This is a genomic window from Candidatus Palauibacter sp. (assembly GCF_965197445.1).
Taxonomy (GTDB): Bacteria; Gemmatimonadota; Gemmatimonadetes; order Palauibacterales; family Palauibacteraceae; genus Palauibacter.
In genome coordinates, this window is the sequence record NZ_CBDANE010000003.1 from 407,619 (window position 1) to 425,996 (window position 18,378).

Consider the following 18,378-nt stretch of genomic DNA (forward strand, 5'->3'; position numbering starts at 1 on the left):
GCTCGACCGCCCGGCGCGGAACCGAACGTACGGACCCCCCCTTGCAGCCCGCCCCATGACCCGGAGGTCGCACCATGTCCGACGCCGTTTTTGCGGCACCCAGTGAGCACTCCTCGCAGGTTCGATACGACGACTACGGGAGCACCGTCGCCTCGGCCGACCGCGACGCCCTCCTGAAGCTGTGCGAGGAGCGGAACGTCCGGTTCCTTCGTCTCGTCTTCATCGACCTCAACGGCTTTCCGAAGAACGTCGAAGTTCCGGCAAGCAAGTTCGGCGATGCCTTCGACGCGAAGATCATGTTCGACGGCTCCTCGATCGCGGGTTACGTCCGCATCGAAGAGAGCGACATGCTCCTCAGGCCGGACCTGGACACATTCCGGATCTTCCCGTGGGGGAACCCGGAGGCCCGCGTGGCCCAGATGTACTGCGAGGTGCGTCGCCCCTACAACAAGCCGTTCGGTGGCTGCCCGCGCGCGGCGCTCAAGCGGGTCGTCGCGAGGGCCGAGTCGATGGGCTTCAAGATGTACGCCGGCGTCGAGGCCGAGTTCTTCCTCTTCAATAAGAACGAGGACGGAAGCTGCAACATGGTCACGCACGACAACGGGGCGTATTTCGACCTCACGCCGTCGGACCTCGCGGAGCGCGCGCGACGCGAGATGGTCACCGGCATGGAGGCGATGGGCATCGATATCGAGGCCGCGCACCATGAGGTCGCCGAGGGCCAGCACGAGATCGACTACAAGTACGGCGAGGCGCTGCGGACGGCCGACGACCTGATCACATTCAAGTTCGTCGTCAAGAACATCGCGCTCGCGCACGGGCTCCACGCGACGTTCATGCCGAAGCCCATTTTCGGCGCCAACGGGTCGGGCATGCACACGCACCAGTCGCTGTTCAGGGACGGGAGGAACGTCTTCCACGACCCGGACGCCGACTACGAGCTGGCGGACGTGATGCTCCACTACATCGGCGGGCTGAAGAAGCACGCGCGGGCGATCGCGGCGGTCTCGAACCCGATCGTCAACAGCTACAAGCGGCTCGTGCCCGGCTACGAGGCGCCGATCTCCATCGCGTGGTCGCAGCGCAACCGGTCGCCGATGATCCGTATTCCGGACCAGCGGGGTCTGGGGACGAGGGCGGAGTTCCGGATGCCGGATCCGGCGTGCAACGGATACCTGGCGCTCGCCTGCCAGCTGGCGGCCGGTCTCGACGGGATCGAGAACCAGATCGATCCGGGTCCCCCGCTCGACACGAACGTGTGGCAGCTTTCCGACGAGGAGCGCGAGCGGATCGGGCTCGAGGTGCTGCCCGCGAACCTGGGCGAGGCGGTGGCCGAACTCGAGGCGAACGAAGTCATGAAGGACGCCCTCGGCGACCACATCTTCGAGCAGTTCGTCAGCCGCAAGAAGGCCGAGTGGAGCGACTACGTGGCGTCGGTCTCCGAGTGGGAGATCGACCAGTACATCGACTACTAGCTAGTTCCCGTCCATTAACTCTTAAGTCGTTGTCACCATTGAAGAAACGAGGGCAGGAGGACGGTGGATCGGGTGGAATGGGGTCGGGCAAGCGGTTATCTTTAGTCATACGACAAGGGTTTGTGCCGACGCCAGGGGGAGTTGCCGATGCGTGCAAAACGGGCACCGCAGCGGTTTTCGATGCCGGATATCCTGATCACGACATGGGGCGGGCGCTGGGCCTGATGTCGAGGCTTCTGGACGAACACCCGGAGTTTCTGGAGTGGATCGCCGCGGACGTGGACCGCGGGGTCGTGTCGTCCGTGGGCCGGCGCGGCTTGCCCTGCGAGGTGATCCTGCGCTGCGGGATCCTGAAGCATCTGTGGCAGTCGGACTACCGGGAACTGGAGTTCGTGCTGGTCGACTCCGCCTCGGCGAGGCGGTTCACGCGCGTCGATCCGCTTCGGCCCCCGAAGCGCTCGGCGCTGCAACGCTGCATCGGGGCCGTCCGGGCCGAGGTGTGGGAGCGGATCAACCGGGTCCTGCTGGGCGGGGCACGCGACGACAAGATCGAGGCGGGCCGCAAGGTGCGCATCGACAGCACCGTGACCGAGACCCATATCCTGGATCCGAGCGACAGCCAGCTGCTGTACGACGCGGTGCGCGTGCTGTCCCGGCTGCTGGCCCGGGGCCGCGAGAAGCTGGGACCCGATGCCTTCCTCTTCCACGACCACCGCCGGGCGGCGAAGCGGAGGAAGTGGAAGATCCCCAAGGCGCGGATGAAGCGTAAGGTCAAGCTGTACCGCGAGTTGCTGGCGGTTGTGCGGCGGACGCTTCGGTACGCCGATGGTGCCCTGGCGGCGGTCGAGGGCCGCGAAGAGCCGTGGCTGGAGGACTGGCGCACGCAGGTCGCACACTACCGGGACCTGGCCGGGGCGGTCGTCCGCCAGACGGTACGGCGGGTGCTGAAGGGCGAGACGGTGCCCGCGGAGGAGAAGGTGGTGAGCCTGTTCGAGCCCCACACCGACATCATCCGCAAAGGCGGGCGCCGGGTTCAGTACGGACACAAGGTGAACCTGGGCAGCGGTGCGAGCGGTCTGGTGTTCGATGCCGTGGTCGAAGCGGGCAATCCGGCGGACAGTTCGCGCTGTCTGCCGATGATCGAGCGGCACGCCGCAATCTACGGATCGGCACCGGACCAGGTGGCGTTTGACGGGGGCTACGCCAGCAAGGACAATCTGGCGGATGCGAAGGCGCTGGGAGTGCGCGACGTGGTCTTCCACAAGAGGAAGGGCCTCAAGACCACGGACATGGCCTCGTCCCCGAGGGTCTACGGGCGGCTGAGGAACTTCCGGGCCGGAATGGAGGCCGTGGTCTCGTACCTCAAGCGCTGCTTCGGCCTCGGCCGCTGCAACTGGCGCGGGCTGGAACACTTCCGGGCCTACGTCTGGTCGGCCGTCGTCACGCACAATCTGTGGGTGATCGCGCGTCGCAAGTTGAAGCTGAAACCGGCCTGAACCGGCAACGGGCCGCTTCCGCGGAACCCGCCTGTCCCGGTTCGGCCGAACCGGGACAGGCTTCGCATCCCCCGATACTGGAGAAAACGCCACTTTGACGGCCGCTACGGCGGAAAGCCCGTACTCATCGGCCCATTTACGCCCAAGACCGCCTTCCCGGCCCCAACAAACACCGAATCCCCCGCAGCATTGAGCCCCTCCGACGACAGAAAACGGACAAGAACTAGCTAGCGGCCACGACCAGCAGCCACCGCGCCTGAGCTGATCAGCGATCCGGGGGTTCGAGGATCCCCGGATCGTTGACGGCGTCCACGGCCACGACCAGGCCGGAGAGACGATCTCCTCCCGCACTCCGGATGTCGGAGATCACATTCCGGATCCGGCTCAGACCCACCGCGTTCCGCCGCCGGAACGCCCGCATCGCGTCGTCGATGGTCGACTCTCCGGCAGCGGCGATCACCAGGGCCGCCATTCGCGAGCGCGCACGCTCGAGCCTCGTCACCAGGACCCGCGCGGCGCGCTGGTCCCACGGGTCGTCCGTCATGAGTTCGTACACGCTGGACCGAAGCCACGGGAAATCGATGTCTTCGGCGAGGCCCAGATACACCGCGCCGACCTGTATCGTGGGGGCGCCGGTCTCCCGAATCAGGTGGGCGATGGGCAGCAGTTCGTCCACGTAGCGGAAGGTCGCCAGCTGCGCGGCCGCCTCCGAATCGAGCCCGTCCATCTCGTGCAGCGAACAGGTGGACTGGAAGCGCTCCAGCCGTTCAGCCGTGAGCAGTTCCGGCAGCGCCGCGCGGATCGCCCGCACAGGTTCATGTAGCCACTCGATCGCGTCCGCGATGGGCTGCACGGGGTCGGAGCGCTGCAGCAGCCACCGGGTCGCGCGGGTCAGCGCGTCCGCCATCGCCAGGTAGCACTGAGACTGCGCCCCGCTTCGCATCCGGGTCTCGGCCACGCGGAGTCGCTCGTACAGGTCCTCCGCGTCCGCGATCCGTGACGCGACATACCAGGTGCGGGCAACGGTTGCGGCGGCCCGGCCCGACTCCTCCATGAGCCGTATGTGGCTCGTCGCGCCCATGCGGTCGACGAAGCGATTCGTCAGCAGCATGCTCGAGATGTGGGGCCGCAGCCGGTGCGCCTCGAGGTCCGCGGTTTCGACTTCCTTGAGGGCGCCGAACGGGAAGTAGTCCTCGACGAGTTCCATCATGGCCGGGTCCCGCGACACGCTCGACGCGGTGAGCGAGTGCTTGAGGTGGAGCTTGGAGTACGCGAGCACTGTCGCGAGTTCCGGGCGCGTGAGGTGCGCCCCGACGTTCTCCCGTTCGATCAGTTCGTCGCCCGTGGGCAGATATTCGAGCGCGGGGTCCAGGATCCCTTCCCGCTCGAACCGCTGGATCACCTCGCGGAAGGCCGCCGGGATCCGCCGTGCCCTGCTGTAGTCGAGGCTGATGGCCAGGCTCTGGCTGTAGCAGTTGCGGAGAACCTTGTAGGCGACCTCGTTCGTGCATTCCCTCAGCAAATCGTTCCGGCTCTCGAAGTCTATCTCCCCGCGCGACAGCGGCGCGCCGAGCAGGATCTTGAGGTTGACCTCGTGGTCGGACATGTCGACACCGGCGGAGTTGTCGACCGCGTCCGTATTGATGCTCCCGCCGGAGATCGCGAACTCCACCCGCGCGCGCTGGGTGAAGCCGAGATTGCCGCCCTCGCCGACCACGCGGGCCTGGACCTCCGTGGCATCAACCCGAACCGCGTCGCCGCTGGGGTCGCCCACATCGGCGTGGCGCTCGGAGTCAGCCTTGACGTAGGTACCGATGCCGCCGTTCCACAGCAGGTCGACCGGCGCCATGAGGATGGCGCGGATGAGGTCGTTCCCGTTCACCACCTCCCGGTCGAGACCCAACCGCCCCTGCGCCTGCGGCGCGAGCTGGATCTGCTTCTCGGTGCGGTCGTAGACTCCGCCCCCCTCGCTCAGGAGGCTCGCGTCGTAGTCGGCCCACGACGACGCCGGCAGGTCGAACAGGCGCTTGCGTTCAGCCCACGCGACCCCCGGGTCCGGGTCGGGGTCGAGAAAGATGTGACGGTGATCGAATGCGGCGACGAGCTGGATCTGCTTACTGAGCAGCATCCCGTTGCCGAACACATCGCCGCTCATGTCGCCGATGCCGACCGCCGTGAACGGCTCGTTCTCGTAGTCGATGTCCAGTTCACGGAAGTGCCGCTTCACGCACTCCCATGCGCCGCGGGCCGTGATCCCTTCCTTCTTGTGGTCGTACCCCTGCGATCCGCCCGAGGCGAAGGCGTCTCCGAGCCAGAAGCCCGCCTCCACAGCCAGTTCGTTTGCCGTGTCGGAGTTCTTGGCGGTCCCCTTGTCCGCCGCGACGACCAGATAGGGGTCGGCCGCGTCATGGATGACCATGCCCTCCGGCTGTTTCACCTCGCCGTCCACCACGTCGTCGGAGATCTCGAGCAACCCGCGGATGAAGTCCCGGTAGCTGTCGAGGCCAGCGGCGAGCCGCGCCTCCCGGTCCTCCGGCAGCCCCTTGACGATGAAGGCCCCCTTCGCACCGCCCGGCACGATGACGGCGTTCTTGACCCGCTGGGTTTTCACCAACCCGAGCACCTCGACCCGGAAGTCCCCGTAGCGGTCGCTCCACCGGATGCCGCCGCGCGCCACGTCGTCCATGCGCAGGTGGGCAGCCTCCGTGCGGTGCCCGCGCAGGTAGACCTCGTGCTTCGGCTTCGGTTCGGGGATGAAGTCGACGGTCCGGCTCGAGATCTTGAGCGCGAGGAGCGGTGAGCGCCGCAGTTCGCCCCGGTAGTAGTTCGTGCGCACCGTCGCATGGACGAGATCCATCATCCGACGCAGCGTCCGGTCGTCCTCGATCCCCCGTACCGAGGCCAGCCCGCGGTTGAATTCGCGGTTGAGACGCAGGATCGTCTCGTCGGCCCCCTCCCGCGCCTCGGGATCGAAGCGCGCCTCGAAGGCACGGAACAGGCAGCGCGCGATCGCGGGGTACATCGTGAGCGGGAACTGTCCCCCCGTCGGACTCGCGACGGCGCCGATCCGGAAGCTGTAGCCGGCGTAGGCCCGAAGGACGGCGACTTCTTCCCACGAAAGCCCGGCGGTCACGATAAGTTCGTTCAGGCGGTCGTCCTCGGCGACCCCCGCGTGGATCGCCCGCAGGGCGTCCGCGATCCGATCCTCCGCCTCCTCCATGTCGATGTCGTGATCCCGCCGCGCCTCGGCATCGAAAACCTGGATCTTGGCGGCGATCGTTTCGTCTTCGGCGGCGCCCGTCTCGTCCTGCAGCCGGACCCGGAATCGCACCGAGTCGAGCACCCGGAGCCCGAGGTTTTCGAGCGTGGGGACCACGTCGCTCAGTACGTAGTGCCCCCGCTCGGAGAACAACCGCAGCTCGTAGTGGCGGCCCGTCCCCGAAACCGACCGGCTGAGCCGCATCTGGCTCTCGCGCGTCTCGGCCAGCCGGGCGAGCTGGGCGACATCCCCGACGGCAGTGCCGACGTCCAGCGCCCCCTGGTATCCCGACGAGAAACTCACGAGGTGCGTCGCCAGGTGGTGGCCTCGCGTCGCCCCGTGCACGGCGACGAGGGCGTCCTCCAGGCGCTCCTCCCAGGTGCGGACGATCGAGCGGACGACGGACTGGACGGCCTCGAGGTCGACCGGACCCGTCTCGTCCGCGTCGTGCTCCAGGTAGAAGTGCAGCCGTGCCTGGTCGCCCTGGCCCAGGGCAAGATGGTAGTTGAGCAAGCCGCCCTGATACGCCTCGATCAGCGCCGCCTGCAGTTTCCTCCGCACCTGTCCCGAGAAATGGCTCTTGGGGAGGATGACCAGGATCTGGACGCCGCGTCCGAGCTGGTCGGGGCGCGCCGTGACCCGGACATCGTCCCCGCCTCCCGTGGCCATGACCGCGTCGATGACGGAGCGGATCTCCTCGACCGACGCGAGGAACAACTCCTCCTTCGGCATCGAGTTGAACGTCTGCAGGATGACGTTGTAGTCGTGCGATCCCGCCGGCGCGGCTTCAAGCTGCAGGATCTCGCGCAGTTTGCGGCGCAGAATCGGGATGGAGGAGGCGTCCTGCGAGAACGCCTTCGCGGTGAACAGACCCAGGAAACGGTGTTCTCCCCCGACCGTCCCGTCCGGACGGAGACGCTTGATGCCGACGTAGTCCATGCGAACGTGTCGTCGGATGGGGCTCTCGGCGTTGGTCTTCGAGATGATGAGCAGCGGCCCGCCCAGTACGCGCGCGCGCAGGTCGGGGGCGAGCCCGGAGAGAGGCCTGGGTTCGTGGTACTTGGACCTGGCGTCGTCCCTCAGAATCCCGAGCCCGCTTCCTTCATCGACTTGGATCCAGTCGCGCCCGGACTCGTCCTCCTTGATGTTGTACGCGCGGTAGCCGAGGAAGACGAAGCCGGGGTCCACCAGCCAGCGGAGGAGTTCCTGGATCTCCTCCAGTTCGCCCGCGCGCCAGGGAATCTCGCTGCGCTTGGCCTCCAGTTCGCTGACGAGCGTTCCCGCCTGCTCGAGCATGGCCGGGAAGTCCTGGGTGACGGCCTTCACCAGTTCGAGACGCCGACGTACTTCGGCCTGCAAGGTCTCCCGACTCGGCGCGTGGTGCGCCCCGTCGAGGACGACGTGGACCACCGACATCCGCGCGCCGTCGGCGGAGCGATCGCGGATGTCGACCACGCGGCCGGACCTGTCGCGGTCGACGACGACGACGGGGTGGAGGAGGTGAGGGATGTCGAGCCCGATGGAGTGCAGGTACTCGCGCAACGTGTCGACGATGAACGGACGGTCCTCCATCACGGTCTGCAGCACGCCGCGCGAAGCATCCTCCGGATCCCAGTCGATCCGGATCGCGATGTCGCCGTCGGCCGCGCTTTCCAGGAGCCGGTAGAGGGCCGCGACATCGTCCGCGAGACCGTCCAGCGGGCGACCGTCCGCGATATTGGCGTAGCCGCGGCTGAACAGCCGCCGCGCGAGCCCTCGTACGGCTTCGGCCGGCGCTCCCGGGAGGCGCGCCTCCACCTCGCGAATCAGCGGGTCGAGATCCTGTTGCCGGGCAGGCTTGTGTTTCATGCCCGTAGATACCCCATTGTTCCCGTCAGAGTCAACGGCGAGCGTGCCGGGAGATCGGAACCGGGAGAAAGACGAGACGGATGCACATATCCATCGAATACTGCACTGCTTGAAACTACGAACCGAAAGCCGTCAGTCTGGCGGCCACCCTCGGAGAACGGTTCGACAACCTCGAGATCGAGATGCTCCCGTCCGGCGGCGGCCGGTTCGAGGTCGTGGCGGACGGCAATCTCATCTACTCGAAGGCGGCCACAGGCCGTCATCCCACCCATGAGGAGATCCTCGCCGCGCTCGCTTGAAGGCCGGCATTCCCGTGGGAACGTCCGGGAGGGCGCGCGGCGGGACGCGCCAACTCAGTCGGCACGCCCGTAGCGGTCCTCGAGTCTGACGAGGTCGTCGAGTTCCGGCGTGCTCACCTCGAGGATGACGCTGTCCTCGAGCGCCTCCATGCGGTGGACGTTACCGGGCGGGATCGAGACGACCTCGCCCGGCCTCCACTCGAATACTTCGTCGTTGAGGGTGAAGCGCATGCGTCCCGACTGGAGCAGCATCGTCTCGTGCTTCACGAGATGCTTCTGCAGCGAGAGGACGTGCCCCGCGTCGACCTCGAGGATCTTCCCCGCGTAGCGCCCGGTGTGGGCATACCACACTTCGCGCCCCCACGGTTTGTCCACGATTCCGGGTTCGCGGCGGCCCGCCTGCTCCCGCCCGTCTGACTGCTCGGTGTACCGTTCCATGGTGGCATATGATACACCTGCGGCCGCCGTGACGCCGGACGCGGATCACGTGAAGTCGGCGCTGCCGCTGGGGCCGCAACATCCAGCGCCGCCGGCGGCACGAGCTTAGGTTGGTCGTCTTCGTGCGGCGGTCGGCCTTGGGCGCGGATGGAGGCGCGGCGTATCGTATATCGTTTCCGGGAACAGAACCACGCGGTGTGATGGGCCGTCACCCCGGCGTCACTCGAAACCGGAGCGCATCTGCTGAGCACGCAATCCTACAGATTCCGGCTTGCCGGACTCCAGGAAGCCGAAGGTCATATCAAGGCGGCGACGCTGGAGCGCTCCGTGCGGGCCCTCCTTCGCACCGCCGAACGGGCCACCCGGCTGCTGGCAACGGGAAGAAGCGGCGGCAAGGGCCGCAAGCCCGGCTGGCTCAGCGCCGCAGTGGACTTCACGATTACGGGACTCCGACCCGGCTCCACGATCCTCGATATTGAGGCACCCCGGCTGGGGGGCGTGGCGGGTCTCGATCTGGATCAGCAGGACTTCTGGCTCCAGCAGCCCGATGTGGACGACACAGCGCTCGATCTCGCAGCCCTCGCCATTAGCGAGGCCCAGAACGCCGAGGCGTCCGGCGATCGCTTTGACAGTTCCGTACTGGAGGCGATTCTCGAACTCGGGAACGCGGCCCGGACGGGGGGCGTTCGCTACGAGCTCGTTCCGTGCAAGTCCGGGGGCCGCCGGTTCGTGCTGGAAGATACCGCTTGCCCACGCATCAGGGAGCGGATCAGCCTGATCCCGGCCCCGAGCGCCGCGGTCGTAAGCGGACAACTCGATGAGATCGGCCACGACCAAGGCAGGTTTCGCCTTCTGCTCGGCAAGCACGGGACGCTACCGGGACGACTGGACCGGGCCGTACTGGATGTGGAGACATTGCGACCGCTCTGGGGCAGGCAGGCCACGGTCGAAGGTCTGGTGCACTTCAAGTCCAACGGCCAACCCCGTCTCATCGAAGCCCGCCGGATTACGACTGGCGCCGCGCATGACGCCATATTCGAGAAACTGCCGATCGCCGTCGCGAGTGGATCAAGAGCCCGCACGACCCAACCCGTGGCGAAGAGGCTGCGCCACGTCGATCCAATGGTTCTTTGGGGCGCTTGGCCGGGGAACGATTCCATCGAGGAACTTCTGGCTGAACTCGATTGATGCCCGCGTCCCATGACCGCGTTCTCCTGGACACGAACATCCTGCTGGGCCTTACAAGGAAGGCTCCGTGGGCCGAGCACGCCTACCGGGAGTTCGATCTGGGGAACCGCGAAGTCGTGACTTTCACATCAATCGTATGCAAGGGAGAAATCCTCGCCATCGCCGAGAAGCGTAGATGGGCCCGGGCGAAACGGCGCCGCCTTGAACAGGTCCTCGATCAATTCCCCACGGTCTCAATCGACGATCCGCAGATCGTGCGTGCCTATGCACGGATCGATGCATGGACCCGGGGAGCCGCGGTGGACTCTCCAGGCGCGGCGCCTCCGCCCAAGCCTGCGCTTCCGATGGGGAAGAACGACCTCTGGATCGCCGCTACGGCTCACGCCGCCGGGGCTGCGCTATTGTCGACGGACGGGGACTTCACACGCTTGGATGGAGTGTGGCTCAAGTTCTCGCTAGTCGACCAGAGTCCGATCAACCCGGATATGCCCTCCAAGTGAGGGATCAATTGATGGTCCGGGCAACACGGAACCCGATACTGCTGGCCCGTGTGTCGGTGCGGAGCCAGCCCCGGCTGGCCGAGCGGAGGAGCCCCGGGTAGTTGACCCACGAACCGCCGCGCAGGGCACGGCGCTCACATTCGCCGGAGTGCCGGGCGCTCCCATCCGTCGGCGCGCCCCCGTAGCTCCGGTTCCGGCAATCCTGCGTCCACTCCCGGTTGCCGATCACGTCGTACAACCCGAACCCGTTCGGCGCGAACGACCCCGCCGGAGCCGTCATCTCCGTTCGCGTGGCGGTACTGGTCCAGTTCGGTCTCGCCCCAGTAGCGCGCGGTCTCGGTGCCCGCCCGCGCCACGTATTCCCATTCCGCTTCACTCAGGAGCCGGTATCGCCGGCCCGTGTGCCGTGACAGCCACCGAATGTAGGCCTGCGCATCGTCCCAGCTCACGTTGATCACCGGACGGCGCCCCCGCCCCCAACCCGCGTCGTCCGGCGTGTAGCCCCGCAAGCCCCCGCGCGCACGCACACGTCCCAAAGGTCCCCGCGGGCACGACGACCACCTCCGGGCACGCCGGGCAGTCTCTCGACACCTCCCCCGGCGCGGTTTGGGCGGCGACCGGCAAGGAGCCGGCGAGCAGGAGGAGTCCGGCCAGGAACGGGCGGTGGATCGGCATTCGGCTTCGGCCGTCGTCAAGAATCACCTGAACGGGGCGATGAACCAGGAACCCCCGCGACCGAAGCGGAGGCCGGGACGCTCCCGGAGAGCAGCATGAGGCCCACACCCACACTTGCGGCAGCGCCTCTGAAGCTTGTTGTCGAAGATCCATGTCGGGCGCCTCCCCATATGCAGCGGCTGATCGTCGAGTGCGCCAGGCCGGGCCACCGCAGCAAGAAATGAGGGGGGACCCTTGAGCGGCTGATGGGTATGTGACGGAGTAGAGTCGCACGGCGGCGGCAGCCGTACCGAAGGAGGACTCCAGTGCGCACCAGAAGCTCCGCTCCCTTCTTTCTGCTGACCCTGGTCTTTGCCGGCTGCGGCCGTTCGGTGGAACCGGACGCGCCCGCATACCTCGAGATCCGGGAGGTGACCGTCGGCCCCACCCTGGCCAAGTGCTACGGCGTGGGCCTGCGGTCATGCATGGTGGTCAACGGTGAGCTGTTCTACGATGGAATCGAAGGATTCCAATACGAGGTCGGCTACGACTATCGCCTGCGGATCGGAAAGTACGATCCCTGGGATGGGAGGGAGCCGCCGCAGGATGCCGGCCGGTATGCCTACCGTCTGCTGGAGCAACTGGAGAAGACCCCGGCACCATCCACCCCCGAAACCCTGTCGGTGGGTCCGACGCGGGTGAGTTGCGCCCGAAGTGACGACTTCTGCCTGGTAGTGGACGGCGCGCCGTACGACGACCTGGTCAACCGCTTCGAATACGAGGCCGGCTACCACTACATCTTCGAGGCCGACAGATATGGCGACGGCCGGTACGTGTTGAGTGAAGTCGTCTCGAGAATCAGGGCCGCGGGCACGGAAGAGGAGATCACCATCGATCGCCACAGGGTCGAGTGCGACGATGGCTATCCCGGCTACTGCAAGCTCGTCAACGGCGCCCCCTACCGCGGCGAGATCGTGGGCTTCCAGCCCGCCCACGACTCCGGCTACCGCCTGCGCGTCGAGAGGTTCGACATGTTTCCCGACGGGTTCACCGGGTCACCCCGGGTTCCGGCCTACGGCTATCGCTGGCTGGAGACGCTCGAGCGTACTCAAAACGGTTAATTCCCTCCTGACGAAGGGTCGCGGACCGCCACCGGCGGCCCTCGCCGCGGCCCCGGCTCGACCTCTCCACGCTGGAAGCCGAAGCCCTGCCGCTGCGATCGTATCGCATCGCCTGACGTTGTGCCGGTGGACCATGTCGTCCGCGTAGCGCGGCGTGTGCGGGTCTGCGCGCGCGTTCTACACTACAGCGAGGCCAGCCGGTCGAGCGTGTCGGGGTATTTCCGGGCCATCAGAATGAGCGCCGCGGCGGCGTGAGGCGGATTCGACCTCCCCTGCTCCCAACCCTCGAGGGTTCGAACCGGCACGCGGAGCAATCGTGCGAATACCGCCCTCGACACGTTGAACTCCTCGCGAACCTCCCTGATCTTTTTGGCCGAAAGTCCGGGCAACGGCGCCGGGAGCCGTATGGTCCGAAGACTGAGCTTTCGCGCCCGGTGCTCGCGGACCTCCCGGAGCCCCTCGAGGACGCCAGACGGCCCGTTCGGCCGGAGTCACGTCGTCACGTACTCCCTTGCTGTACAAGGTGAGCAAGTAGATCCGGCCTTCTGGAGCGCGCCAGTAGTAGATGACCCCCCCCCCCCCCGATCCGCGAATGACCGGCCCGGCGTGCGGCCGTACGGCGAGCAACACCTGTAGGGCGGCGTAGTTGTCGTCATCGAGATGCGCTGGCAGGTGCTTCGTGAACACCGATGTCTCAACGAACAGCATTCGCAAAACTATACGTGATCCGCGTTGTCATGTGAAGGTGTCTCCCCAGCCGACGATCCGCGCGAGCTGCGACGAGACCGATCGCGACGTGGCATCCCTAATAGACATCGGGTTTCGCGATCGAGTTCGTGGACCCGGATTCCTCCGCCATAGCGCTAGCGGCAGCCCCCGCCGCGGCCCCAGCTCATAGCGGGGGGCGGGTCGCGTCTGAGCGCTTCCAGATACGCGAACGGATCGGGACCGGCGAGCCGATTGGCTGCGGCGGCGATCCGGTTCGGGCTACGGTCGGCCGGGGGGACCGTCTCGTGGCCCAGCCGGAGTTCGGGGCTCAGCCGCAGCGGATACACGCCCTTGGCGATCACATTGTACGTCGCGCCGTCCTTCTGGAGCGTCCCGTCGATGTAGAGGAAGGGCTCCAGCCGGATCGCGGTGCGGCATTCCTGATAGACGTCGGGCTTCACGATCGCGTTGATGGGACCGGACTCGTCCTCCATGAGGATGAAGATGGTTCCCTTCGCCGTGTGCGGACGCTGGCGGGCCACCACGATCCCCGCCACCCGAATCTCGCTCCCGTTGGGGAGGTCGGCGAAACGGGCCGAGGAGACGGTGCGCTCGGGCAGGTGGTCGCCCACGAGCGCGAACGGGTGATGCAGGGAGGCGGCGAAGGAGAGGATGCGGTACTCCGCGATCATCTTCTCCATGTCGTGCGTGCCCGCGAAACGGAGATCGGCGTAGGGGTCGTCGAGCCCGAGTTCGATCTGGCCCTGGTCCGACCGGTCGGTGTTCCGCCGGCCCCGCACCGGCGGCGCGTCTCCGCCCAGCCCCGCGGCGCTCGTCGCGAGTTCACGGCGTCGGCGCTCCGTTTCCGTCTCGGCTTCGGGGCCCAGCCACAGCCCCGTCTGCCACAGCAGGTCGCGGCGTTCGATCCCCAGCGAATCGAGCCCGCCGACCCAGATCAGGTTCTCGATCGCGGCCCGCTTGAACGCGGCCGGGGTCCGGCGCAGAAAATCGGGCAGCGACGTGAACGGACCGCCGCGCGCGCGCTCGGCCACGACGAGTTCGGCCACCTCGGTCCCCAGATCGCGGACCATGCCGAGCCCGATGCGAATGTCGTCCCCCTCGGCGGTGCAGGCGACCTCACTCGCGTTCAGGTCCGGCAGCCGGACGCCGACCCCGTGCCGGCGCGCGTCGCGGCCGATCGCGTCGAGCGAGTAGAACCCCATCGGCTGGTTGTTGAACAGCCCCACGTAGTACTCCGTCGGGTAGCGGTCGCGGAGCCACGCGGACTGGAAGGCGAGGAGCCCGAACGCCACCGCGTGCGACTTCGGGAACCCGAACTCCGAGAAAGCGACGACCTGCTCGAACACCTTCTTCGCGGTGGGGCCGTCGACCCCCTTCCCCATCGCGCCGTCGCGGAACGCCTCCCAGTACTCGAGCAGCGCCTCGCGCGAGCGCTTGCGGCTCATGGCGCGGCGCAGTCCCTCGGCCTGCCCGTCGCTGAACCCCGCGAGCGCCCTGCACACCTGGAGCACCTGATCCTGGAAGATGATCACGCCCAGCGTCTCCCCAAGCGCCTCCTCGAGCAGCGGATGGTCGTAGGGGACGACGTAGCCCGGGTCCTCGCGCAGCTTCTCGCGCCGCCGGACGTAGGGGTTCACCGCCCCGCCGACGATCGGGCCCGGCCGGACGATCGCGACCTGGACCGCGAGGTCGGCCAGGTTCCGGGGCCTCACCCGCCGCAGCATCTGGATCTGGGCACGACTTTCGACCTGAAAGAGGCCCACCGTATCTCCCGAACAGATGCGGTCGTAGATCTTCTCGTCTTCATAGTCGATGCGGGAAAGATCCGGGATCTCGCCGTGGCGCACGTGAATCGTCTCCACCGCCTCCTCCACGAGCGACATCATCCCCAGCGCGAGGAAGTCGATCTTGATGAAGCGCGCGTCGTCGCAGGAGTCCTTGTCCCACTGGCAGAGGACGCGCCCCTCCCAGGCGGCGGGTTCGAGCGGGACGATCTCCACCAGCGGCCGGCTCGAGATGATCATCCCGCCCACGTGCTGGGAGATGTGCCGCGGCAGCCCCTTGATCTCCTCGGCCAGCTCGGCGAATACCTGCCAGATCCTCGCGTTCGCGCGCGCTTCGAGGCCGGGGATCCGCTCGAGTTCGGCCATGAACCCGTCCGAGCCGGGTTCGGCGAGTTTGGCCAGCTTCTCGATGTCGCCGGCCGGGAGGCTGAGCGCCTTGCCGAGTTCGCGCACGATCGAACGCGTGCGATAGGTGGGAAAGGTGCACACGAGCCCGACGTGATCGTACCCATAGCGTTCATAGACGGCGAGGATCAATTCCTCACGAATATCGCGTGCAAAGTCGATGTCTATGTCCGGGACACTTTCCATGGCGTCATTCAGGAACCGGCCCAGAAAGAGGTTCGTCTGTACCGGGTCCACATGGGAGAGCCCGATCAGATAACAGATGATGGAGGAGACGGAAGACCCCCGTCCGCGGCCGGGCGGGAGCAACTGGCGCGGCATCGAGTCGCCCCGTACGCGGTGCGCGACCTCTCGGGCCAGTTCGAGGATGTCGTGATAGACGAGGAAAAATCCGGCCAGTCCGTGGCGGTCGACGAGCGCGAGTTCGGTGGCGAGCCGCTCTTCGGCTTCTTTCCGGTATCTGCTGCCGGGAGGATATCGGGTTTCGAATGCCCTGTGGCACACATGGTGGAGCACGCGCATGGCGGGAGCGAAGCCGCTCCCCTTGAAGTCGGGGAACCGGTAGCCGAGGTCGGCCGTGAGATCGAACGCCTGGCAGCGCTCGGCGATCGCCCGCGTGTTCCGGAGCGCGTCGGGCCGCGACGCGAAGCGCCACTGCATCTCCCGCGGCGAGGCGAGGTGGAAGCAGGCGTTGGGACGGCGGAGCGCGTGCGAATCGTCGACCGTCGTCCGGTTCCGGATCGCGACCAGGATGTCCTGGAGACGGTGCCGGTCCGCGACGTGGTAGTGGACGTTGCCCGTGGCCACGACCGGGATGCGGAGCCGGTCCGCCAGCGCCCCCAGCGCCCGGCCGCGCGCGAGGTCGCCGTGGACCGCGTTGTGCTGCAGTTCGACGAAGAGGTTGTCGGGACCGAACGCGTCGCGCAGGCGGCCGGCCAGCCGCTCGGCCTCGTCCCTCCCCCGATCGAGCGCCGCCAGAAGCGGACTCCGGCGGCACCCGGTGAGGAGGATGAGCCCCTCGGATCGCTCGAGAAGCGCGTCGAGGTCGAGCCGGGGGTCGCCGCGCGGGTTCTCCATGTGCGCCTGCGTGATGAGCCGGCACAGGTTCGCGTATCCCCGCGCGTTCTCCGCCAGCACCGTGACGTGGCAGTCGCCCGTTTCCGCCGCCCGTTCAGCCATCGCGCGGCCTCTGGACGTTCCCGCGGGAACGTCTCCGGCGCCTCCACCATGTCCTTCGGTGCGTTCGGCGGCGGCGAACGGCGGGGCGAGGGTGAGTTCGGCGCCCGTGATCGGCTGCAGTCCGTGGGCCCGGGCGAAGCGCGCGAACTCCATCGAGCCGTACAGCCCGTCGTGGTCGGTGAGCGCCAGCGCGGGATATCCCAGTTCGAGCGCGCGCACCGCGAGTTCTTCGGGCCGCGACGCCCCATCGAGAAAGGAGTAGGCCGAGTGCGCATGCAGTTCGACGTAGTCGACGGTGCGCCGGGGAGCCGCGGGCGGCAGCGAGGCCAAGCGCGATCGGGCGTCCAGGGGCGGCCGGGCGTCCACGGACGACTATTCCGGCTGCAGAAACCAGCGATCCAGCATCAGATCGTGGTAGGCCGTGAGCTGCGCGCCGGTCTCGAGCACGATCGAGAAGTAGGCGCGCGAGATCGGTTCCCTCCACCACTCGTCATCGATTCGCCACTGGTCGAGCACCGTGCCGATCCGCCGCCAGCGGCCCCGGATCTCGAGGCTCACGGGCACGCCGGCGCCACCGAGCCGGACCCGCACCGGACGCGGCCGGTTGAGCGGACGCAGCTTCCCCGCGGGCGGCTTCGGCCTCGTCGCCACGGGCTGCTCAGGCCAGTTCCATGAGCGCGTGACGCCGCTCGGGCAGACGTGACTCCGGCTCGAGTTCGAGCACCCGGTACAGCGCCGCGCCCCCCAGCCGTAGCCGCAGCAGGCGCGCCGCGCGTCGGAACGGCGGCAGAAGCTCGCCGTTTCGCGTCTCCAGCGAACCGAGCACGCGGGGAGCGCCTTCCCTCGGGTCGAAGAGCCCGGTCTGCGTGCTCGCCGGACCGAAGCGGAAGAACTCGAGCCGCAACGTCTCGACCGCGCGCCGGGGCCGGTCGAGCGCGATCCGCGAGCGCAGAAACGCCCCGAGCCGCTCAGGCTCGCTCGTGGGTTCCCGCGCGATCGTGCGAATGGACCAGGAGCCGCCGCCCTCGAGGCTCGCCGACACCCTGAGCCCACGGACGCTCTTGCCTCGCCGCCGCGGATGCTCGAGCGCGCGGGCGATGAGCCGATCGAGTGCGGCGTGCAGCAGTTCGACCTGCCCGATCGGGCTCGGGAAGTCGAGCGCGACGCGGATCGGCCGGGCCGGCGCCTCCGGCCGCACATGGTCGATGCGCAACCCCCGCGCCCAGGCGAGCGCCCGGCGCCCATCGGCCCCGAACTGCGACACGAGCGCCGGCTCGGGCATGCGGACCAGCTGCCCGAGCCGCTCGACCCCGAGCCGCTTCAGCCGCCCGACCATGCGCGGCGACACCGGCAGCACCTCGACCGGCTGCGGCGCGAGAAACGCGGCGAGATCGGTCGACGCCGCGCAAGCGATCGCAGCCGGCCGCGCGGAACTCGCCGACTCTGCGAGCCCTGCAGATCGGACCGCGACCCAAGCCGCGAACTTCCCCGGCGCGTAGCCGATCCGGGCGCTCAACGCGAGCCACGGCGACAGCGCTTCGAGCCTCGCCCGGAGCCCCGCGATCTGACGCTCCGGCGGACCGTACAACCGTTCGAGTCCGTCGACCCCCACGAAGAACCGCCCCCGATCCACCGACCGTTCAACGACCGGACTCCACATGCGGAGAATCTCCAGAAACCGGTCGCACACCGCGTCATGGAAATCCGGATCCGGTTCGCAGAGGATGAGCGACGGACAGAGCGCGATCGCCTGTGAGACGATCATCCCGGGCTCGACCCCGAACGAAGCCGCGACCGTACACCCCATTTCGATGCGGCGCCGGTCCCCCACCGTCGGCAGCGCGAGCGGCTGATCCGCGAGTGACGGCGTCCGAACCCGCTCCAGTTCCAGCTCGAACCCCGGCCACCAGAGGCAGAGCGCCATCCGGCTCCCGCGCCCCGCATTTTCTCTGCTGTCGTAGCCCATGAAATTCCCATAAACCGAAGAAAAACCGAAGATCGGG

The 18,378-nt window shown here is 67.6% G+C and carries 11 protein-coding genes and 2 pseudogenes; 6 read left to right on the top strand and 7 right to left on the bottom strand.

Going from position 1 to position 18,378, the window contains the following annotated elements; all coding sequences use genetic code 11:
- The first annotated feature begins 74 nt into the window (after positions 1–74).
- Positions 75–1,475, top strand: a complete 1,401-nt coding sequence (glnA, locus tag ACN9M6_RS02500) for a type I glutamate--ammonia ligase (RefSeq protein ID WP_419161335.1) — start codon at positions 75–77, stop codon at positions 1,473–1,475.
- 203 nt (positions 1,476–1,678) lie between these two features.
- Positions 1,679–2,971 carry an ISNCY family transposase gene (locus ACN9M6_RS02505; protein WP_419161336.1) on the top strand — a complete coding sequence of 431 codons (1,293 nt, stop codon included), beginning with the start codon at positions 1,679–1,681 and terminating at the stop codon, positions 2,969–2,971.
- 265 nt (positions 2,972–3,236) lie between these two features.
- On the opposite strand, the gene ACN9M6_RS02510 is transcribed toward ACN9M6_RS02505, so the two are convergent.
- Positions 3,237–8,078 carry an NAD-glutamate dehydrogenase gene (locus ACN9M6_RS02510; RefSeq protein WP_419161337.1) on the bottom strand — a complete coding sequence of 1,614 codons (4,842 nt, stop codon included), beginning with the start codon at positions 8,076–8,078 and terminating at the stop codon, positions 3,237–3,239.
- A gap of 125 nt (positions 8,079–8,203) precedes the next feature.
- On the opposite strand from ACN9M6_RS02510, the pseudogene ACN9M6_RS02515 reads away from it, so the two are divergent.
- A pseudogene (locus ACN9M6_RS02515) lies at positions 8,204–8,377 on the top strand (SelT/SelW/SelH family protein); the annotation flags it as partial.
- A gap of 54 nt (positions 8,378–8,431) precedes the next feature.
- On the opposite strand, the gene ACN9M6_RS02520 reads toward ACN9M6_RS02515, so the two are convergent.
- Positions 8,432–8,815 carry a cupin domain-containing protein gene (locus tag ACN9M6_RS02520; protein WP_419161338.1) on the bottom strand — a complete coding sequence of 128 codons (384 nt, stop codon included), beginning with the start codon at positions 8,813–8,815 and terminating at the stop codon, positions 8,432–8,434.
- A gap of 327 nt (positions 8,816–9,142) precedes the next feature.
- On the opposite strand from ACN9M6_RS02520, the gene ACN9M6_RS02525 reads away from it, so the two are divergent.
- Together ACN9M6_RS02525 and ACN9M6_RS02530 are read left to right on the top strand one after the other, a co-directional pair.
- Positions 9,143–10,003, top strand: coding sequence for a hypothetical protein (locus ACN9M6_RS02525; RefSeq protein WP_419161339.1), 861 nt, complete (start codon positions 9,143–9,145; stop codon positions 10,001–10,003).
- Positions 10,003–10,503, top strand: a complete 501-nt coding sequence (locus ACN9M6_RS02530; RefSeq protein ID WP_419161340.1) for a PIN domain-containing protein — start codon at positions 10,003–10,005, stop codon at positions 10,501–10,503. The genes ACN9M6_RS02525 and ACN9M6_RS02530 overlap by 1 nt, the downstream gene beginning before the upstream one ends.
- A gap of 4 nt (positions 10,504–10,507) precedes the next feature.
- Here ACN9M6_RS02530 and ACN9M6_RS02535 read toward each other — a convergent pair.
- Positions 10,508–11,030 (bottom strand): annotated as a pseudogene (locus tag ACN9M6_RS02535) (formylglycine-generating enzyme family protein).
- Positions 11,031–11,483: 453 nt separating this feature from the next.
- On the opposite strand from ACN9M6_RS02535, the gene ACN9M6_RS02540 reads away from it, so the two are divergent.
- Positions 11,484–12,278 carry a DUF4377 domain-containing protein gene (locus ACN9M6_RS02540; RefSeq protein WP_419161341.1) on the top strand — a complete coding sequence of 265 codons (795 nt, stop codon included), beginning with the start codon at positions 11,484–11,486 and terminating at the stop codon, positions 12,276–12,278.
- Positions 12,279–12,460: 182 nt separating this feature from the next.
- Here the strand turns inward: ACN9M6_RS02540 and ACN9M6_RS02545 are convergent, their stop codons facing one another.
- From ACN9M6_RS02545 to ACN9M6_RS02560, 4 genes are all read right to left on the bottom strand, one after another.
- Positions 12,461–12,667, bottom strand: coding sequence for a helix-turn-helix domain-containing protein (locus ACN9M6_RS02545; RefSeq protein WP_419161342.1), 207 nt, complete (start codon positions 12,665–12,667; stop codon positions 12,461–12,463).
- A gap of 474 nt (positions 12,668–13,141) precedes the next feature.
- Positions 13,142–16,705 carry a DNA polymerase III subunit alpha gene (locus ACN9M6_RS02550; RefSeq protein WP_419161343.1) on the bottom strand — a complete coding sequence of 1,188 codons (3,564 nt, stop codon included), beginning with the start codon at positions 16,703–16,705 and terminating at the stop codon, positions 13,142–13,144.
- Positions 16,706–16,747: 42 nt separating this feature from the next.
- Complete coding sequence (locus ACN9M6_RS02555; protein WP_419161344.1) at positions 16,748–17,026, bottom strand: hypothetical protein; 279 nt, start codon at positions 17,024–17,026, stop codon at positions 16,748–16,750.
- A 7-nt stretch (positions 17,027–17,033) separates the two neighbouring features.
- Positions 17,034–18,299, bottom strand: a complete 1,266-nt coding sequence (locus tag ACN9M6_RS02560; RefSeq protein ID WP_419161345.1) for a DNA polymerase Y family protein — start codon at positions 18,297–18,299, stop codon at positions 17,034–17,036.
- Positions 18,300–18,378 lie beyond the last annotated feature (79 nt).

What these genes read in the sequence shown, in the direction of transcription:
- ACN9M6_RS02520 (WP_419161338.1), bottom strand. Translation starts at nt 8,815, where the DNA reads ATGGAACGGTACACCGAGCAGTCAGACGGGCGGGAGCAGGCGGGCCGC.
- ACN9M6_RS02510 (WP_419161337.1), bottom strand. Translation starts at nt 8,078, where the DNA reads ATGAAACACAAGCCTGCCCGGCAACAGGATCTCGACCCGCTGATTCGC.
- ACN9M6_RS02505 (WP_419161336.1), top strand. Translation starts at nt 1,679, where the DNA reads ATGGGGCGGGCGCTGGGCCTGATGTCGAGGCTTCTGGACGAACACCCG.
- glnA (WP_419161335.1), top strand. Translation starts at nt 75, where the DNA reads ATGTCCGACGCCGTTTTTGCGGCACCCAGTGAGCACTCCTCGCAGGTT.
- ACN9M6_RS02530 (WP_419161340.1), top strand. Translation starts at nt 10,003, where the DNA reads ATGCCCGCGTCCCATGACCGCGTTCTCCTGGACACGAACATCCTGCTG.
- ACN9M6_RS02560 (WP_419161345.1), bottom strand. Translation starts at nt 18,299, where the DNA reads ATGGCGCTCTGCCTCTGGTGGCCGGGGTTCGAGCTGGAACTGGAGCGG.